Source organism: Klebsiella planticola (assembly GCF_000783935.2).
Lineage (GTDB): Bacteria > Pseudomonadota > Gammaproteobacteria > Enterobacterales > Enterobacteriaceae > Klebsiella > Klebsiella planticola.
In genome coordinates, this window is record NZ_CP026049.1 from 131,774 (window position 1) to 148,644 (window position 16,871).

Below are 16,871 nucleotides of genomic sequence, written 5' to 3' on the forward strand. Positions count from 1 at the left end.
CTTTAACCGGGAGTATGTCAGGCCGCCCCGTATCATCAGCCTGCATACTCCCTCTGACACAGAGGTAAACCCCGTGAAATCTTATCTGGCCATTATCATTGGTGGATCCGCTGGCTGCCTGATCCGCTGGCTGCTTGGCGCACGCCTGAACAGCCTGTTTCCTGACCTGCCACCGGGCACGCTGGTAGTGAACCTTGCGGGCGGATTTATCATTGGTGCGTCGCTGGCCTGGTTCATGCGCCATCCTGACCTGGATCCGGCCTGGCGATTACTTGTTATCACCGGGCTGTGCGGTGGGCTGACCACGTTTTCCACGTTTTCCCTGGAAATATTCTCACAGCTGCAGTCCGGTAATTATTTCTGGGCGTTTACTTCACTGCTGGTACACGTAACCGGCTCCATTCTGATGACTGCCCTGGGTTTTTTTGTCGTCACATGGCTGCTGTGAGCGTGTGGCTGATGACGGATAAAAATGCCCCTGCCTGCGGCAGCTTTACAGGGCTTTACCTCTTCCGCCTGAAGCGGGCCGGACGTTATGATAAAATTAACGTCACGCTAATTCGTTAATTTATCAGCAATTAATTATCGTATTTTTTATATCTTCAGCGTAGCTCAGCCGGCTTATCCTCTGATAACCAGCGGTTGTATATCAGGGGAAGGCCTGTTTTTTTTGAATAAAGGGAGGGAGTGTGTCAGAAATCCCAGACAGAAATAAAAAGAGGATGTCAGAAGTGCCATCTGCATTTTTCAGCTCGCCCGCAGCCGGCGGCATCGTGCTCATCATCGCCTCAGCAGCCGCTATCATCGTGGCTAACTCTCCGCTCAGGGAGGGATATGAGGTATTCCTGAAATACAACGCCGCCGGCCTCTCCGTTGAGCACTGGATAAACGACGCCCTGATGGCCGTGTTCTTCATGATGGTCGGCCTGGAAATCAAGCGCGAGCTTCTCACCGGTCAGCTTGCCACCTGGGGCCAGCGCGCGCTGCCGGGATTTGCCGCGCTGGGCGGGATGGCCGTGCCTGCGGCCATTTACGTATGGTTTAATGCGGGCAGCGATGAAACCCTCGCTGGCTGGGCAATTCCTGCCGCCACGGACATTGCCTTTGCGCTCGGGGTACTGGCACTGCTGGGCAGTCGCGTACCTGCCTCGCTGAAAATTTTCCTGTCGGCGCTGGCTATTCTGGACGACATGGGCGCAGTGGCTATTATTGCGCTCTTCTATACCAGTAATATTTCGTTTCTGATGCTGGCCGGTGCGGCGGTCACGGTTGCTCTGCTGTTTATCATGAACCGTGCCGGGATTACCCGGCTGTTTCCCTATCTGCTGGCGGGGGGCGTGCTGTGGTTTTTCATGCTTCAGTCCGGGGTGCACGCCACCATCGCGGGTATCCTGCTGGCGCTCTTTATCCCGCTGCGGGTAACCGATCCGGATAAACAATCCCCTCTTGCCCGGCTGGAGCACGGCATCAATCCGTGGGTGACGTTTCTGATACTGCCGCTGTTTGGCTTCGCAAATGCGGGGGTCGCGCTCTCCGGTATGACGGCTGATGACCTGATGTCGCCGGTACCGGTCGGCGTTGCGCTGGGCCTGTTTGTTGGCAAGCAGGCGGGCATTTTCGGCCTGTCGCTGCTGGCCGTCAGCCTGGGCCTGGCAAAACGGCCTGAAAAAAGTACCTGGCTGCAGGTTTACGGCGTATCGGTCCTGTGCGGAATAGGGTTTACCATGAGCCTGTTTATCGGCAACCTGGCGTTTGCAGAAAGCCCCCTGTTGGTGGACGAGGTCAAGGTGGGGGTACTTGCCGGCTCTGTACTGGCAGCACTGGCGGGTATGCTGATACTGCGCTTTTCTCCTTCGCATCCTTCCCGGTAACGCATTCGGGTCCGGAAAATCCCCGTGATGACGGGGATTTTTATTTCCCTGCAAACTTATTAATCAACAGGGCCACCTTCATTACCGTCGGCATTTATTCAGGTGCTTATCATCACACTGGTGCCCGCATTTATAGTTTGCCGAAAAAATTCGCACCGTTAATCATGCAGGTACAAACAAAAAGCAGTCTTTTTGTCAATCATGGCAACTTTTCCTGGCCGCCCCCGGTTATGTCGGTTCTCTCGCCTGTTATTAATGTAGCGGGTAATGTCCCATTTCAAAAAGGGGAAAGGGAGAGGCATGCTGATGTCTAAAATCAGAATGCCCCCGGAGTTCTGTTTATGGATGAGAACCTACAGCTGCTTGTGTCCTGCCAGAATTTTCAGGCCAATGATACCCGCCAGAATCAGTCCGAAACAGGCAATGCGTAACAGGCCCTTATCTTCATTTAAGTAAATTATTCCGTACGCTGCTGTCCCTAAAGCACCAATCCCGACCCAGACCGCATAAGCGGTTCCTACAGGAATAGTCCGTGTTGCCAGGGACAAAAAGTACATGCTCACACCGATAAATGTCAGGCAAAAAATACTGGGGTAGATCCGGGTAAATCCCTCAGTCCGGAGCATTGACGCGGCATAAAAGACTTCGGCTATGCCGGCAATCACCAGATACATCCATCCATTCATAAAACTCCTTTAACGGCTCATCAAAACCAGCAATATTGTGGGCAATGTTAACTCTGTTTTTAAGCAGGGGATCATCAGCATCAACCGCGAAACCCTTTCCGGCACAGGAAAAAATCGCTGCCTGCGTCGGGTTAACTGCCTGGGCCCAGTTTTTTTAACCTGAAATAGGTGGCCCTGGATATGCCGGTTTTCTCCATCACCAGTTTAATGGGCGTTTCGTGCCGGATAAGCTCCAGTGCGGCGGCCGATTTGTGATGAGGTTTCCGTCCAAACCTGACGCCTGCCGCCATGGCGATGACCCGGCCTTCGTTTGTGCGCTCCAGGATCCGCTCCCGCTCAGCTTCAGCAACGGCAGCAAGGATCTGAATGACCATTTTACCCATCGTGCCTTCAGTACTCAGTCCATTCTCCAGAAACCGGATGGCTATTCCCTTTTTATAGCAGGCATCAACAATGTGGATCATATCCGCTGTGTTGCGGCCAAGCCGGTCCATTTTGGTACACATGATAATGTCATCTTTTTCGGCACGGGCAAGCAGCCGTTGTAACCCTTCACGTTCGTCCGTGGCGCCCGACATCATGTCAGTAAAAATCCGGTCATCTCTGACGCCTGAAGATTTCAGCTCCATGATCTGCGCCGTCAGTTTCTGATGGCTCGTTGATACCCTTGCATATCCCAGTAATGCCATATTGGTCTCACAAATCGATACTGATACTGCGTAGTATCATAAAGCATAAAACACGATTTTTGATACTCATGTAAGCACGCACTTTAAAAGGTCTCAAAACTTATAATATCTGAGACTATCAAAATTTGAGCAGAGCGATACCCTTACGAAAGGATGCGGGATGAGTGACGGTTTTCTGACCAGTGAACAGACCGAAAACTACGGACGGTATGCCGCCGAGCCTAACGAGGTTCAGCTGGCCCGGTATTTTCATCTTGATGAACGCGATCTTGTTTTTATTAATCAGCGCCGGGGGAAACATAACCGATTTGGGATTGCCCTTCAGCTAACCACGGCCCGTTTTCTGGGAACCTTCCAGACCGATCCCTTGCAAATACCTCCCGGCGTCCGAAATTACGTTGCATTACAGCTGAACATTCATCGCCCTGAGATCATGGCCCGATACGCCCAGAGAGAGAATACCCGTTGGGAGCATCAAAGGCTGATCAGGCAACACTCTGACTACCATGATTTTGGCGATTTCCCCTGGTCGTTCAGACTGAAACGTCTGCTTTATATCCGCACATGGCTCAGTAACGAGCGCCCCGGTCTGATGTTCGATTTTGCCACGGCATGGTTGCTCCAGAATAAAGTATTGTTGCCCGCAGCCTCAGCGCTGACGAGGCTCATTGGCGAAATTCGTGAGCGGGCAAGCAGGCGTTTGTGGCGCAGACTGGCTGCATTACCTGACAGCTGGCAGACTGAGCAACTGGCCGGTCTGCTTGTCATACCGGAAGGACAGCGGGTTTCCGTGATGGAGCAGATACGAAAAGGGCCCGTCAACGTCAGTGGTCCGGCCTTTACTGACGCACTTCAGCGCTACACACGCCTGCGCAGCCTGGAGTTTTCCCGGCTGAATTTTGCCGGGCTGCCTGCAATTCAACTCCGCAACCTGGCTCGTTATGCTGGCATGGCTTCGGTAAAATATATCGCCAGAATGCCGGAGGAACGGCGGCTGGCCATCCTGACCGCGTTTGTTAAAGCACAGGAAATTTTGGCACTCGATGAGGCTGTCGATGTTCTGGATCTGCTGATCCTCAATATCACGCGTTCAGCGAAGCAAACCGGGCAGAAAAAACGGCTCAGAACGCTCAAAGATCTTGATCGCGCGGCGCTACTTCTGGCACATGCATGTACGCTTTTACTGGATGATAAAATGGATGACGCAGCGCTGCGTCAGACTATTTTCAGCCACGTACCAAAGAACCGGCTGGCGGAATCCGTAGGTAAAGTCAATGAGCTTGCCCGCCCGCAGGACACAAATTTCCAGGATGAAATGGTCGAGCAATATGGACGGGTTAAGCGCTTTCTGCCAGCGATGCTGCGTGATTTACATTTTCAGTCTGCCCCTGCCGGCGAAAATACGCTATCGGCCATACATTACCTGGCCGAACTGAGTGGTTCGAAAAAACGCCTCCTGGAGAATGCGCCTGAGCAGATCATTACAGGTCCCTGGAAACGTCTGGTGTACGACTCCGAAGGCCGGATACAGCGTGCAGGATACTCATTGTGCCTGCTGGAACGCCTTCAGGATTCGCTGCGTCGCCGCGATATCTGGCTGGAGAACAGCGATCGCTGGGGCGATCCGCGTCAGAAGTTTCTTCAGGGGAAAGAATGGCAGGCTCAGCGGATCGCCGTATGCCGGGCGCTTGGACACCCCACCGATGGTGGAAATGCCGTTAAACAGCTGGCAACCGAACTGGACGAAACCTGGAAAACGGTGGCCTCACGCTTTGAGCTGAATGCTGCCGTGAGCATCTGTCATCAGGGTAAATATCCGTCCCTGACCATCAGCAGTCTGGAAAAACTGGAAGAACCGCAGCCGCTGATTCTTCTGAACAGCCGCGTCAGGCAGCTGGTCCCCCCTGTTGATCTGACAGAGCTGCTGCTTGAAATTGACGCCCGGACTGGTTTTACCCGCGAATTCACTCATGTGAGTGAGTCTGAAGCCCGTGCTCAGGATCTTAACATCAGCCTGTGTGCCGTACTGCTCGCTGAAGCCTGCAATATCGGACATGAACCGCTGATCAAACACAGTATTCCGGCACTGACCCGCCACCGTCTGAGCTGGGTAAAACAAAACTACATTCGGGCTGAAACGCTGGTCAGCGCTAATGCCCGGTTGGTCGATTTTCAGTCCACGCTGGAACTGTCTGAGCGCTGGGGCGGCGGAGAAGTGGCTTCTGCAGATGGGATGCGCTTTGTCACTCCTGTAAAAACGCTGAACTCTGGCCCTAACAGAAAATACTTTGGCTCAGGGCGTGGGATCACCTGGTACAATTTTGTTTCTGACCAGTATTCCGGCTTTCACGGCATCGTTATCCCCGGTACGTTGCGTGACTCTATCTTTGTGCTGGAAGGGCTTCTGGAGCAGCAGACGGGGCTGAATCCGGTGGAGATTATGACGGACACTGGAGGGTCCAGCGACATTATCTTTGGCCTGTTCTGGCTGCTGGGCTACCAGTTTTCGCCCCGCCTGGCAGATGCCGGTGAGGCGGTATTTTGGCGTGCAGATAAAAATGCGAACTACGGGGTACTGGATGAGCTGGCGCGGGGATGCGTTGAACTGTCAAAGATAGAAACCCAATGGGATGAAATGATGAGGGTTTCCGGTTCTCTGAAGCTGGGTACAGTCCACGCCTCAGAACTTGTGGGCTCGCTTTTAAAAAGTTCCCGTCCGTCAGGGCTGGCGCAGGCGATTATGGAGGTGGGACGGGTCAACAAGACGCTGTACCTCCTCAACTACATTGATGATGAAGAATATCGTCGCAGGATACTGACTCAGCTTAACCGGGGAGAAGGCCGTCACGCCGTGGCAAGGGCGATCTGTTACGGCCAACGTGGTGAGATTAGAAAACGTTACCGTGAGGGGCAGGAGGATCAACTGGGTGCGCTGGGGCTTGTCACTAACGCAGTTGTATTGTGGAACACGCTTTATATGCAGGAAGCGCTATCACATTTGCGCAGCGCTGGTGAGATCCCGGAAGACGAGCATATCTCACGCCTGTCGCCACTGATGTACGGTCATATCAACATGCTGGGACATTATACGTTCACGCTGCCGGAAAATATTCTGAAGGGAGAGTTGAGGCCATTAAATTTCAATTCAAACAATGAATTATTGCCTTAACGTGGTTTTTTACACGATTGAACCTCGAACCCCTTCCACGGCTTCGCTTGCCGCCCCGCTACGGCAGATTCGAAGTATTCATCGAAATGTCATCCTTTAGAAACAGTGCGTTAACAAGGAATTTCTATCCTTTGCATCGCGAACCGCAATTGTGCGGCCAGCAATATTGCAAAAGGTGATCAAATGATGCCCCATCCAATACAGGACGCCGTGCTGCGGGTCGACCGGTTGAGCGTCGTCTATCCAGGCGGCGTGACAGCCCTACGCGATACCTCGATTGCATTTCGGCGTGGTGAGTTCACCGTGCTGCTTGGTCTCTCGGGCGCAGGCAAGTCGACCTTGCTCCGTAGTCTCAATCGACTCGTCACGCCCACTGGCGGCAGTGTCACCAGCGAACTCGGTGAGCTCGGCAGCGGCTCGGCCTTGCGTCAGCATCGTCGGCGTACCGCCATGATCTTTCAGCACCACCAGCTAATCGAACGTCAAAGCGCACTGGCTAATGTGCTTACCGGTCGGCTGGCCTTTCACAACACGCTCCGCTCGCTGTTTCCTCTGCCGCGTGCCGATCAGGAGATTGCGCTCAGTTGCCTCGCTCGGGTCGGTCTGGCAGACAAGGCGCTAAGCCGGGTGGACAAACTGTCCGGTGGCCAGCAGCAGCGGGTAGGCATCGCGCGTGCGCTAGCGCAACAGCCGGCGATCATTCTGGCCGATGAGCCGGTAGCCAGTCTCGACCCGGCCACTTCGGTCCGTGTTCTCGGATTGCTGCGCGACATCTGCAAGGAAGACGGCATCACCGCCATCGTTTCGCTGCATCAACTCGAATATGCCCGCCGCTTCGCCGATCGCGTCGTCGGGCTGGCCGATTCTCAGATCGTTTTCGATGCCGCGCCCTCGGAACTCACCGATGCGCAGCTTGAGCGCATCTATGCAGGCCGCTCTACGACTCAGCCAGCGAATGCTCCGGCTGAACCACCTGTCATGCTCGAACCTTCACTGGAGATGTCCCGATGAAACGCTTATCCGCGCTCTTATTGACTTGCTTGCTGTCCGCTGTTTCAAGTTTGTCCGCCCTAGCGGCCGATGCCGATCCGGATGTGCTAAAGGTTGCCCTGCTGCCGGACGAAAACGCCTCCGAGCTGATCAAGCGTAACCAGCCGCTGAAGGATTATCTGGAAGAGCATCTGGACAAGAAGGTGCAGCTGATCGTAACCACCGACTATTCCTCGATGATTGAGGCGATGCGCTTTGGCCGTATCGACCTGGCGTATTTCGGTCCGCTGTCCTACGTCATGGCCAAAAGCAAAAGCGACATCGAGCCCTTCGCTGTCACGGTCATCGACGGCAAGCCGACCTATCGCTCGGTGATTATCGCCAATGTGGCGTCAGGCGTGAATGAGTATGCCGACCTTAAGGGCAAGAAGATGGCCTATGGTGACCGGGCATCGACGTCCAGCCATTTGATTCCCAAAACCGTGCTTCTTGAGACGGCCGGTTTGACGGGTGGGCGGGACTACGAAGAATATTTTGTGGGCACGCATGACGCCGTTGCCGTCAACGTGGCGAACGGCAACGCCGATGCGGGTGGGCTGTCGGAGGTAATTTTCAATCACGTAGTCGAACGTGGCCTAATCGATCCGAGCAAGGTGAAAGTACTTGGTTACAGCGGCGAATACCCCCAGTACCCCTGGGCGATGCGCTCGAACCTGAGCCCCGAGCTGAAAACCAAGGTGCGGGATGTATTCGTCGGTATCGACGATCCCGAAGTGCTGCGCAACTTCAAGGCCGAGGCCTTCGCGCCAATCACCGACGCCGACTACGATGTGATCCGCAAAATGGGATCGCTGCTCGGCCTCGACTTCGCCACGATGTGAGCACCGATATGTCTACTCATTACGACGTGCAGGCGCTGCCTGCAGAGCAACGCGAGCACATCCTTCGAGGCTTCGGCCTCGGTTGGTGGCGCCAGCTGGGGCAGGTGGCGATTGTATTCGGAGTGGTGCTGTTGGCCTGCTGGTACGTGGGGCTGCTCGATGCCACCACGCTGCTGAACGGGCTGCCCTCCATCACGACCCTGGCAGGCGAGGCCATGCCGCCAGACTTTTCGGGCTATCGAAGCTGGATTCGCCCCTTGATCGACACCTTGGCGATGAGCATCGCCGGTACGGCCATCGCAGTGGTGTTCTCGCTGGTGGTGGCCTTCGTTGCAGCGCGCAATACGGCGCCGCACCCCCTTGTGTTCGGTGTTGCCCGGGTGCTGCTCAATGCCCTGCGGTCGGTGCCGGAGCTGATCATGGGCATCATCTTCGTTGCAGCCGTAGGGTTCGGCGCCTTGCCGGGCGTGCTTGCCCTGGGTCTGCATTCGGTCGGCATGGTCAGCAAGTTCTTCGCCGAGGCCATCGAGCACGTCGACGAAGCGCCGGTGGAAGCCGCTCGGGCGGCGGGGGCTACGCCGATGCAAGTGCTGCTGCACGCGGTTTTGCCACAGGTGACGCCGCAGTTCGCCGACGTGGCGATCTACCGCTGGGAATACAACTTTCGCGCCTCCACCGTGATGGGCATGGTTGGCGCCGGCGGTATCGGCTTCGAACTCATGGGCTCGCTGCGCATCATGCAGTACCAGGAGGTTGCAGCAATCCTGCTGGTCATCCTGGCCATGGTCACGCTAGTAGACGCCTTCAGTGGCGTGCTGCGCAAACGTTTCAAATAGGACAAAACATGCTGCCGAAACTCGTTATAACTCACCGAGTACACGATGAGATCCTGCAACTGCTGGCGCCACATTGCGAGCTGGTGACCAACCAGACCGACAGCACGCTGACGCGCGAGGAAATTCTGCGCCGCTGTCGCGATGCTCAGGCGATGATGGCGTTCATGCCCGATCGGGTCGATGCAGACTTTCTTCAAGCCTGCCCTGAGCTGCGTGTAGTCGGCTGCGCGCTCAAGGGCTTCGACAATTTCGATGTGGACGCCTGTACTGCCCGCGGGGTCTGGCTGACCTTCGTGCCTGATCTGTTGACGGTCCCGACTGCCGAGCTGGCGATCGGACTGGCGGTGGGGCTGGGGCGGCATCTGCGGGCAGCAGATGCGTTCGTCCGCTCTGGCGAGTTCCAGGGCTGGCAACCACAGTTCTACGGCACGGGGCTGGATAACGCTACGGTCGGCATCCTTGGCATGGGCGCCATCGGACTGGCCATGGCTGAGCGCTTGCAGGGATGGGGCGCGACCCTGCAGTACCACGAGGCGAAGGCTCTGGATACACAAACCGAGCAACGGCTCGGCCTGCGCCAGGTGGCGTGCAGCGAACTCTTCGCCAGCTCGGACTTCATCCTGCTGGCGCTTCCCTTGAATGCCGATACCCAGCATCTGGTCAACGCCGAGCTGCTTGCCCTCGTACGGCCGGGCGCTCTGCTTGTAAACCCCTGTCGTGGTTCGGTAGTGGATGAAGCCGCCGTGCTCGCGGCGCTTGAGCGAGGCCAGCTCGGCGGGTATGCGGCGGATGTATTCGAAATGGAAGACTGGGCTCGCGCGGACCGGCCGCGGCTGATCGATCCTGCGCTGCTCGCGCATCCGAATACGCTGTTCACTCCGCACATAGGGTCGGCAGTGCGCGCGGTGCGCCTGGAGATTGAACGTTGTGCAGCGCAGAACATCATCCAGGTATTGGCAGGTGCGCGCCCAATCAACGCTGCGAACCGTCTGCCCAAGGCCGAGCCTGCCGCATGTTGAATCCGGTCTGGCTGAAGAGCCTGGTAGCGATCGTTCAAACAGGCAGTTTTCAGAGCGCGGCGAGGGCGTTGGGGCTGGCCCAGCCGACGGTGTCGCAGCACTTGCAGAAGCTTGAAGAGCAGGTCGGCGTAACGCTGGTGCAGCGCAGTCGTAGCGGCTGCCAGCCTACCACACGGGCGCTGGCCTTCATGCCGCATGCGACCGCCTTGCTCGACATGCACGCCCGGGCGCTAGAAGCCCTGCATGGCAATCGTGAGCGCGTCGGGGCCAGCACCAACATCGGCACCTACCTTCTCCAGCCATTCGTGCGCAACTATCTGACGACCGCAAATGAGAGGGGCGAGGTGGATCTGCGCATCGCCGCCAACCCGGATGTGGCCGACCAGCTACTGGCGGGCCAGCTCGACGCCGCGATCATGGAATGGTGGCTACCTCACCCCGACTTCGAACACCGCCTCTGGCGGGTCGAGCCGCTGGTGCTTATCGTCAGCCCCGACCATGCGCTGGCTGAAGCAGGGTGCATAGAACGTGATCGTCTGGTGGACCTGCCGATGCTGGGAGGTGAACCGGGTAGCGGTACCGGACGGCTTCTGACCGAATACTTTGGCGAACTGGGCGTGCCTCGCAGCGGTATGCAGCTAGGCAGCACCGAGGCAGTCAAACAAGCAGTGAGGGCGGGACTCGGCGTGTCGTTGGTGATGGCTTCCGCAGTACAAGACGAAGTTCGCAGTGGCGCGCTGGTAGCTCTTCCCATCCCGGGGCTTGAAAAGCGTCTCCAACTGATCTGGCGCAAACCTCCCGGAAATCTGCACCCGCCGGGATTTGTGCGGCACTTATTGGAGGAGGCAGATCTAGCTGGATAAGGTGATGGATGGTTGCGATCCAGCGCTTGGCTTGTCAGCCTAGGGAAACTCTGAAAAAGACTTTCTGATTTGGCAAAATACCGCGCCCCCACCCACCGAGTTTCCCGATGAAGCAGATGACCTTCGCCGACGCCGAGTACGCTGGCAAGCGCAAGCAAACCCGCAAGGAGTTGTTCCTGATCGAGATGGATCGGGTGGTGCCGTGGAAGGGCTTGATTGCTTTGATCGAGCCACATTATCCGAAGGGTGAAGGTGGCCGTCCGGCCTACCCGTTGATGGCGATGCTGCGTGTGCATCTGCTGCAGAACTGGTTCGGCTACAGCGATCCAGCGATGGAGGAAGCGCTGTACGAAACCACGATCCTGCGCCAGTTTGCCGGGCTGAACCTGGAGCGCATCCCCGACGAAACCACCATTCTCAACTTCCGCCGCTTGCTGGAGAAACACGAGCTGGCGGCCGGCATCCTCGCTGTCATCAATGGCTCTGGGCGACCGCGGCCTGTCGCTGCGCCAGGGCACCATCGTCGATGCAACGCTGATCAATGCGCCCAGTTCGACCAAGAACAAGGACGGCAAGCGCGACCCGGAAATGCACCAGACCAAGAAGGGAAACCAGTATTATTTCGGCAGTGCGACCTGAAAGTCGCATGGGTTTCTGTTCCGCAGGTTAACGCCCGACGGAACCGACTGTTCCACCACTCGTTCCCTACCCAGACAGGCGTGGCCGGTAACAGCCGGGTCTGAAGCTCTGGGGACAATGTAACCGCCGATATTTCGGTAGGTCGAACCGCGAGGCCAGACTGAATCTGCCAGCATCAAGGCGGAGAGGCGCCAGGGATGAACAGGTACCCGCCAACTGCACGGGGGTGATGGTGCTCGCTTGGCGACTGGCTTCTTGCTGGAGGTTAGAGATTGCTTCGGCAATTGCCTTGGTCTGAGCCACATAGCTGCCGGATAGGTTGGCAATCACAATGCAGCAACGCGGTAACTCCAGAGCGGCGCTCATCAGGCAGCTGAGTGTGTAGGTGCTCACGGTAGCCAGCGTACCGCCGCCGATGACAGGGAAGGTGCGAATAAGCAGGTCATTTCTTCCCAAGCTGACTCGCTGATTAAAATTTCGCGGATCTGGGCCGATTTTTTTCCCGCAAACACATCGAATCAGCCTATTTAGGCTATTTTTTCCACCATTTCTGGCGTTATTTCCGGTTTTTACTGAGATCTCTCCCACTGACGTATCATTTGGTCCACCCGAAACAGGTTGGCCAGGGTGAATAACATCGCCAGTTGGTTATCGTTTTTCAGCAGCCCTTTGTATCTGGCTTTCACGAAGCCGAACTGCCGCTTGATGATGCGAAACGGGTGCTCCACCCTGGCACGGATGCTGGCTTTCATGTATTCGATGTTGATGGCCGTTTTGTTCTTGCGCGGATGCTGCTTCAAGGTTTTTACCTTGCCGGGACGCTCGGCGATCAGCCAGTCCACATCCACCTCGGCCAGCTCCTCGCGCTGTGGCGCTCCTTGGTAGCCGGCATCGGCTGAGACAAATTGCTCCTCTCCATGAAGCAGATTACCCAGCTGATTGAGGTCATGCTCGTTGGCCGCGGTGGTGACTAGGCTGTGGGTCAGGCCACTCTTGGCATCGACACCAATGTGGGCCTTCATGCCAAAGTGCCACTGATTGCCTTTCTTGGTCTGATGCATCTCCGGATCGCGTTGCTGCTCTTTGTTCTTGGTAGAGCTGGGTGCCTCAATGATGGTGGCATCCACCAAAGTGCCTTGGGTCATCATGACGCCTGCTTCGGCCAGCCAGCGATTGATGGTCTTGAACAATTGACGGGCCAGTTGATGCTGCTCGAGCAGGTGGCGGAAATTCATGATGGTGGTGCGATCCGGCAGGGCGCTATCCAGGGATAATCGGGCAAACAGGCGCATGGAGGCGATTTCGTACAGGGCATCTTCCATGGCACCGTCGCTCAGGTTGTACCAATGCTGCATGCAGTGAATACGCAGCATGGTCTCCAGCGGATAGGGCCGTCGGCCATTGCCCGCCTTGGGATAAAACGGCTCGATGACTTCCACCATGTTTTGCCATGGCAGAATCTGCTCCATGCGGGAGAGGAAAATCTCTTTTCGGGTCTGACGGCGCTTAGTGCTGAATTCACTATCGGCGAAGGTGAGTTGATGGCTCATGATGTCCCTCTGGGATGCGCTCCGGATGAATATGATGATCTCATATCAGGAACTTGTTCGCACCTTCCCTAAGCGTTCTGCAACTTGCCCGCAGCTGTTATTTTTACCAAAACGTCTGTACGATAAGTATGCGGAAATACGCGTGATCATGGCCGATATCTTTGAGGAGAATTACCGCTGTTACGACTATCGGCGCCTTCACGCGATGCTTCGCGGTAACAACAGGGTTATTTCTGAAAAGGTTGTCCGCAGACTGATGGCAGAAGAGCAGCTCGTTGTTAAGCGCACCAGGCGACGACGATACAACTCTTACTGTGGCGAAATCGGCCCGGCACCGGAAAATTTACTCGCCCGGGATTTTAGTTCCTGCAGGCCAAATGAGAAGTGGCTGACCGATATTACGGAGTTCCAGCTTCCGGCTGGAAAAGTCTATCTGTCGCCGGTTATCGACTGCTTTGATGGCCTGGTTGTAAGCTGGTCGATAGGAACACGCCCGGACGCGACGCTGGTGAATACGATGCTCGATGACGCACTCGATACGCTCAACGAACATGATAAACCAGTGATACACAGCGATCGTGGTGGCCATTACCGGTGGCCGGGCTGGCTCGAGCGTATCAACACCTCCGGACTTATAAGGTCCATGTCGCGCAAAGGATGCTCGTCGGATAATGCTGCGTGTGAAGGCTTCTTCGGGCGTATCAAAAACGAAATGTTCTATGGCAGAGACTGGGCGGGTATCACGCTGGAAAAATTTATCTGCTTCCTGGACAGGTACATACGCTGGTATAACGAGAAACGTATCAAGCTATCATTAGGTGCAATGAGTCCTGTGAAGTACCGGCAGCATCTTGGGATCATAACATAACAGTCCAGGAAAACATCCGCAGCCCCCTAATAGACATTAGCATTGAGCCCCTACAATACATGTTATTGCAAGCTTAAAATGTCACCAAATTCAGCCAGTTAGAAATGTCACCTTAAGAGATGTGAAGAGAGAGAAGTTGGTTTATGTCAGAGGAAAGCAGGCATGAATGACGTCCATGCCTGTGATGAGAGGCTATACCAATAAGCTGTTATTCCCCTTTTTTATGGTCGTGTTCCTTCAGTCCGGGATGCTTTGGCTTGTTTTCCGGAGTGACACGCCTTCTTTTATCTTCTTTGCCAGTTGATTCAGCAATCGGCTTTGGGCCAGGTTTAATACCCATAAAAATCTCCTTGAGTGACAAACAGATTCATATTTACGAACTGTGGCAGTAATGCCAAATATGAAATGAGGGTTCATGGTTATAAAACCAACTGACGTGTTTTCAGAAGCTTGCACTCCATCACACTGCTAAAGGTAAAAAAACAGAACAGAGCAGGGGGCTAGCGTTTCAGACTGGCTCGGAACTCTTCAGGATTAGCCAGTACGGGGTTGATGGCTCTGAGTTGCTCCTGAACCCGGGCTTGTGCACGTCGTTTGGGCATTTTTTTACTCCTATCTCGCTTTCCCTCTCGATCCAATTCATCCATCTTGTCCTGAGCCAGTTTCAGTACAGCACCGAGCCGTTTGTTATCAACGATTTGCCCCTGGTCGATGCATTCCAGTTTATCGAAGACCTGATAATTGAGTGATCGGTAGCCATATTTAAACGCCAGCGTACCATTTGGGTAGTCGTAAACTGTGATTTTTTCACCTGCAATTCTGGTATTTTCTTCCGTAGGTTCAACGAGATATATCATCTTATCGTAACGGAAAGTCAGTGTTTTCGAGAGTTTTCGTGATTCCTGCCAAGCAAAGATATCATCCAGATCTTCAGAGCTTTCAAGCACCGGTCGATGCAGGTCTTTGGGATATTTTGCTGGTCTGGCAAAACGACGATTGAAGTCAATAATGAAGGAATCCAGCCAGGCATTGGCATCCTCGATGCTGCTGATGCCTTCAAGCCGCATTTCTTTGATAAGTCGATCCTGAAGAGTCTGGTTTGCGCGCTCAACGCGACCTTTAGCTTGCGGGCTGTTGGCGCATATCAACTCGATCCCCAGTTCGGAAAGCACCCGGCCGAACTGAGTGATTCCAGTTGTGGTAGTGCCACCATTATTGACCCTGAAAATGCCGTGCTTATCGCTGTAGAACGCCAGTGGTTTGCCATGCTGTTCAAGATACGCGCGGGTGGCCATCATGTAATCAAAGGCTGATTCAGTCTCGCCGAAACGGAGGTGCATCAGGCGCCCAGTAGCATCATCAATGAAGACGAGCAGGCAGCATTTGGGGGCACGTCCTTCAAACCAGTCATGCGGGGAACCATCGATCTGAACAAGTTCTCCAAGGCAGTCACGCCGGTATCTGGGTTGATGAACACGTGGCCTGCGACGTGAGTATGGGACCCAGAGTCCATCAGCCGTCATCCATTTTCTCAGTGTTTCAACAGACACCGTGATGTTATGGCGTTCGCGCAATTTTTCTGCGGCCAGCGTTGGTCCAAAGTCGCTGTAATGATCGTGAAGTAAAGAAAGTACACGCAGCTTCAGTGACTCAGGAAGTCTGTGATTACCGGGGCGTCCTCGTCGAAGGTTTGCCAGACCTGCAGCACCAGATTCACGAAAGCGGTTCATCAAACGCTGTGTCTGACGTTCGGTCAAAGCAAGCTGATGAGCAGCGTCGCGACGGCGCATGCGCTTTTCAACAACTGACTGAATGATGTTGATCCGACTGAGTTCTTTATCTGACATGGTCACAAGCATCCTGATGTCTCCATGGCCTGAGGATTGGATCCTTTATGCCAGAAAAAGTGACATCACTAAATGGGTTAAAAGTGACATCAGAATATTGGAGTTACAATACAGGTGCGCATAACAAAGATTATGTTAAATATTAAAATAAATAGCATAAAAATCAATATGTTAAGACGGTAACCAGCTACTTTCCCATTCCAGCAACCAGTCATGGAAGCTTTAGAAACAGAGTCCTCTCATGAGTTTGTGATGCCTTAAATCCATGGTGAGCATAGAAACCTTTGGCTTCTTCAGTAAGCGCATGAACCATTATCGCACGAACCCCAATGTTCTCAGCTACGCGATAACACCGTAGAACTGCATCGTGGAGTAAATCGGCGCCAACCCCTTTTCCGTGCAATGAGACATCTACCGCCAGGCGAGCGAGTATAATCACCGGTATAGGATCTGGCATGTTACGCCGAAGACTACCTGTCGCTTCCGTATGGTTAACGCTACCGGTGGCCAAAGAGTAAAAACCAGCTACTTGCTTCGTACCCGTCTTGCAAACAACGAACGTTCGGGCAGCGCCAAGAGCTTGATTTTTTAAACCTCTCTGTTTTAGCCATTCATCGAGGACTGTCTCTCCACTGACGAACTCAGCCAGCTGATGAGAGCTGGATAACGGCTCGGGCGTGGTTATACGTCCCACTGAGGTTTCCTTGCCAGTAGTTTATTAATGGCGGGCTCATCCTCGACTGGTGCATCGAGCATATCGATGAACTCTGCATACTGTTCGTCGTTAAAATTGAAAACACGGCGATCAAGGATCACATTCTCCGCAGCCTTGCAGGCCATCTCCAGGATAAAGTCGGTTCGCGATTTATGAAGGATCTCTGCAGCAGCATCGATGAGTGCTCTCTGAGACTCTTTAGCTCTTAGGTTGAGTTGAACATCTGATTTCATACACACCTCTCTTGT

Annotated in this window: 15 protein-coding genes and 3 pseudogenes; 10 read left to right on the top strand and 8 right to left on the bottom strand. The window is 54.6% G+C overall.

Translation table 11 applies throughout. The features are described 5' to 3' along the window. The first annotated feature begins 73 nt into the window (after positions 1-73). Complete coding sequence (crcB, locus tag MC50_RS28080; RefSeq protein WP_004118534.1) at positions 74-448, top strand: fluoride efflux transporter CrcB; 375 nt, start codon at positions 74-76, stop codon at positions 446-448. Positions 449-722: 274 nt separating this feature from the next. Continuing rightward, positions 723-1,871: a Na+/H+ antiporter NhaA gene (gene nhaA, locus MC50_RS28085; RefSeq protein ID WP_011977829.1), complete on the top strand. Its 1,149-nt coding sequence runs from the start codon at positions 723-725 to the stop codon at positions 1,869-1,871. A gap of 353 nt (positions 1,872-2,224) precedes the next feature. On the opposite strand, the gene MC50_RS28090 is transcribed toward nhaA, so the two are convergent. Together MC50_RS28090 and MC50_RS28095 are read right to left on the bottom strand one after the other, a co-directional pair. Beyond that, on the bottom strand, positions 2,225-2,557 hold the full coding sequence (locus MC50_RS28090) for a DMT family transporter (protein ID WP_004118538.1): 333 nt from the start codon (positions 2,555-2,557) through the stop codon (positions 2,225-2,227). A gap of 131 nt (positions 2,558-2,688) precedes the next feature. Continuing rightward, on the bottom strand, positions 2,689-3,246 hold the full coding sequence (locus tag MC50_RS28095) for a recombinase family protein (RefSeq protein ID WP_004118540.1): 558 nt from the start codon (positions 3,244-3,246) through the stop codon (positions 2,689-2,691). A 160-nt stretch (positions 3,247-3,406) separates the two neighbouring features. On the opposite strand from MC50_RS28095, the gene MC50_RS28100 reads away from it, so the two are divergent. From MC50_RS28100 to MC50_RS28130, 7 genes and pseudogenes are all read left to right on the top strand, one after another. After that, a complete protein-coding gene (locus MC50_RS28100; protein WP_004118541.1) occupies positions 3,407-6,415 on the top strand; it encodes a Tn3 family transposase in 3,009 nt (1,002 codons plus the stop codon). Positions 6,416-6,598: 183 nt separating this feature from the next. Then, a complete protein-coding gene (phnC, locus tag MC50_RS28105; RefSeq protein ID WP_012637488.1) occupies positions 6,599-7,426 on the top strand; it encodes a phosphonate ABC transporter ATP-binding protein in 828 nt (275 codons plus the stop codon). Continuing rightward, the gene (gene phnD / locus MC50_RS28110; protein ID WP_004152695.1) at positions 7,423-8,286 is read left to right on the top strand and encodes a phosphate/phosphite/phosphonate ABC transporter substrate-binding protein; all 864 of its coding nucleotides are present in this window, start codon (positions 7,423-7,425) and stop codon (positions 8,284-8,286) included. Before phnC ends, phnD begins: the two co-directional genes overlap by 4 nt. Before the next feature lie 8 nt (positions 8,287-8,294). Beyond that, positions 8,295-9,122, top strand: a complete 828-nt coding sequence (gene phnE / locus MC50_RS28115) for a phosphonate ABC transporter, permease protein PhnE (RefSeq protein WP_047665750.1) — start codon at positions 8,295-8,297, stop codon at positions 9,120-9,122. Between the two features lie 8 nt (positions 9,123-9,130). After that, complete coding sequence (gene ptxD / locus MC50_RS28120) at positions 9,131-10,141, top strand: phosphonate dehydrogenase PtxD (RefSeq protein ID WP_004152693.1); 1,011 nt, start codon at positions 9,131-9,133, stop codon at positions 10,139-10,141. Then, the gene (locus MC50_RS28125; protein ID WP_004152692.1) at positions 10,135-11,004 is read left to right on the top strand and encodes a LysR family transcriptional regulator; all 870 of its coding nucleotides are present in this window, start codon (positions 10,135-10,137) and stop codon (positions 11,002-11,004) included. Before ptxD ends, MC50_RS28125 begins: the two co-directional genes overlap by 7 nt. Before the next feature lie 107 nt (positions 11,005-11,111). Beyond that, a pseudogene (locus MC50_RS28130) lies at positions 11,112-11,631 on the top strand (IS5-like element ISPst7 family transposase); the annotation flags it as partial. Between the two features lie 219 nt (positions 11,632-11,850). Here the strand turns inward: MC50_RS28130 and MC50_RS29415 are convergent. Next, a pseudogene (locus MC50_RS29415) lies at positions 11,851-12,063 on the bottom strand (hypothetical protein); the annotation flags it as partial. 149 nt (positions 12,064-12,212) lie between these two features. Continuing rightward, positions 12,213-13,193, bottom strand: coding sequence for an IS5-like element ISKpn26 family transposase (locus MC50_RS28145; protein WP_000019473.1), 981 nt, complete (start codon positions 13,191-13,193; stop codon positions 12,213-12,215). Between the two features lie 68 nt (positions 13,194-13,261). On the opposite strand from MC50_RS28145, the pseudogene MC50_RS28150 reads away from it, so the two are divergent. Beyond that, positions 13,262-14,061, top strand: a pseudogene (locus tag MC50_RS28150) (IS3 family transposase); the annotation flags it as partial. Between the two features lie 208 nt (positions 14,062-14,269). On the opposite strand, the gene MC50_RS29105 reads toward MC50_RS28150, so the two are convergent. The 4 genes from MC50_RS29105 to MC50_RS28165 form a co-directional block, all read right to left on the bottom strand. Continuing rightward, positions 14,270-14,401 carry a hypothetical protein gene (locus MC50_RS29105; RefSeq protein ID WP_004218042.1) on the bottom strand — a complete coding sequence of 44 codons (132 nt, stop codon included), beginning with the start codon at positions 14,399-14,401 and terminating at the stop codon, positions 14,270-14,272. A gap of 160 nt (positions 14,402-14,561) precedes the next feature. After that, on the bottom strand, positions 14,562-15,908 hold the full coding sequence (locus MC50_RS28155; protein ID WP_020314316.1) for an ISNCY family transposase: 1,347 nt from the start codon (positions 15,906-15,908) through the stop codon (positions 14,562-14,564). A gap of 211 nt (positions 15,909-16,119) precedes the next feature. Further along, on the bottom strand, positions 16,120-16,602 hold the full coding sequence (locus tag MC50_RS28160) for a GNAT family N-acetyltransferase (RefSeq protein ID WP_003026803.1): 483 nt from the start codon (positions 16,600-16,602) through the stop codon (positions 16,120-16,122). After that, positions 16,590-16,856, bottom strand: coding sequence for a type II toxin-antitoxin system TacA family antitoxin (locus MC50_RS28165; RefSeq protein ID WP_003026799.1), 267 nt, complete (start codon positions 16,854-16,856; stop codon positions 16,590-16,592). The genes MC50_RS28160 and MC50_RS28165 overlap by 13 nt, the downstream gene beginning before the upstream one ends. Positions 16,857-16,871: the final 15 nt, after the last annotated feature.

What these genes read in the sequence shown, in the direction of transcription:
- nhaA (WP_011977829.1), top strand. Translation starts at nt 723, where the DNA reads ATGTCAGAAGTGCCATCTGCATTTTTCAGCTCGCCCGCAGCCGGCGGC.
- MC50_RS28090 (WP_004118538.1), bottom strand. Translation starts at nt 2,557, where the DNA reads ATGAATGGATGGATGTATCTGGTGATTGCCGGCATAGCCGAAGTCTTT.
- MC50_RS28095 (WP_004118540.1), bottom strand. Translation starts at nt 3,246, where the DNA reads ATGGCATTACTGGGATATGCAAGGGTATCAACGAGCCATCAGAAACTG.
- MC50_RS28100 (WP_004118541.1), top strand. Translation starts at nt 3,407, where the DNA reads ATGAGTGACGGTTTTCTGACCAGTGAACAGACCGAAAACTACGGACGG.
- phnC (WP_012637488.1), top strand. Translation starts at nt 6,599, where the DNA reads ATGATGCCCCATCCAATACAGGACGCCGTGCTGCGGGTCGACCGGTTG.
- phnD (WP_004152695.1), top strand. Translation starts at nt 7,423, where the DNA reads ATGAAACGCTTATCCGCGCTCTTATTGACTTGCTTGCTGTCCGCTGTT.
- phnE (WP_047665750.1), top strand. Translation starts at nt 8,295, where the DNA reads ATGTCTACTCATTACGACGTGCAGGCGCTGCCTGCAGAGCAACGCGAG.
- ptxD (WP_004152693.1), top strand. Translation starts at nt 9,131, where the DNA reads ATGCTGCCGAAACTCGTTATAACTCACCGAGTACACGATGAGATCCTG.
- MC50_RS28125 (WP_004152692.1), top strand. Translation starts at nt 10,135, where the DNA reads ATGTTGAATCCGGTCTGGCTGAAGAGCCTGGTAGCGATCGTTCAAACA.
- MC50_RS28145 (WP_000019473.1), bottom strand. Translation starts at nt 13,193, where the DNA reads ATGAGCCATCAACTCACCTTCGCCGATAGTGAATTCAGCACTAAGCGC.
- MC50_RS29105 (WP_004218042.1), bottom strand. Translation starts at nt 14,401, where the DNA reads ATGGGTATTAAACCTGGCCCAAAGCCGATTGCTGAATCAACTGGCAAA.
- MC50_RS28155 (WP_020314316.1), bottom strand. Translation starts at nt 15,908, where the DNA reads ATGTCAGATAAAGAACTCAGTCGGATCAACATCATTCAGTCAGTTGTT.
- MC50_RS28165 (WP_003026799.1), bottom strand. Translation starts at nt 16,856, where the DNA reads ATGAAATCAGATGTTCAACTCAACCTAAGAGCTAAAGAGTCTCAGAGA.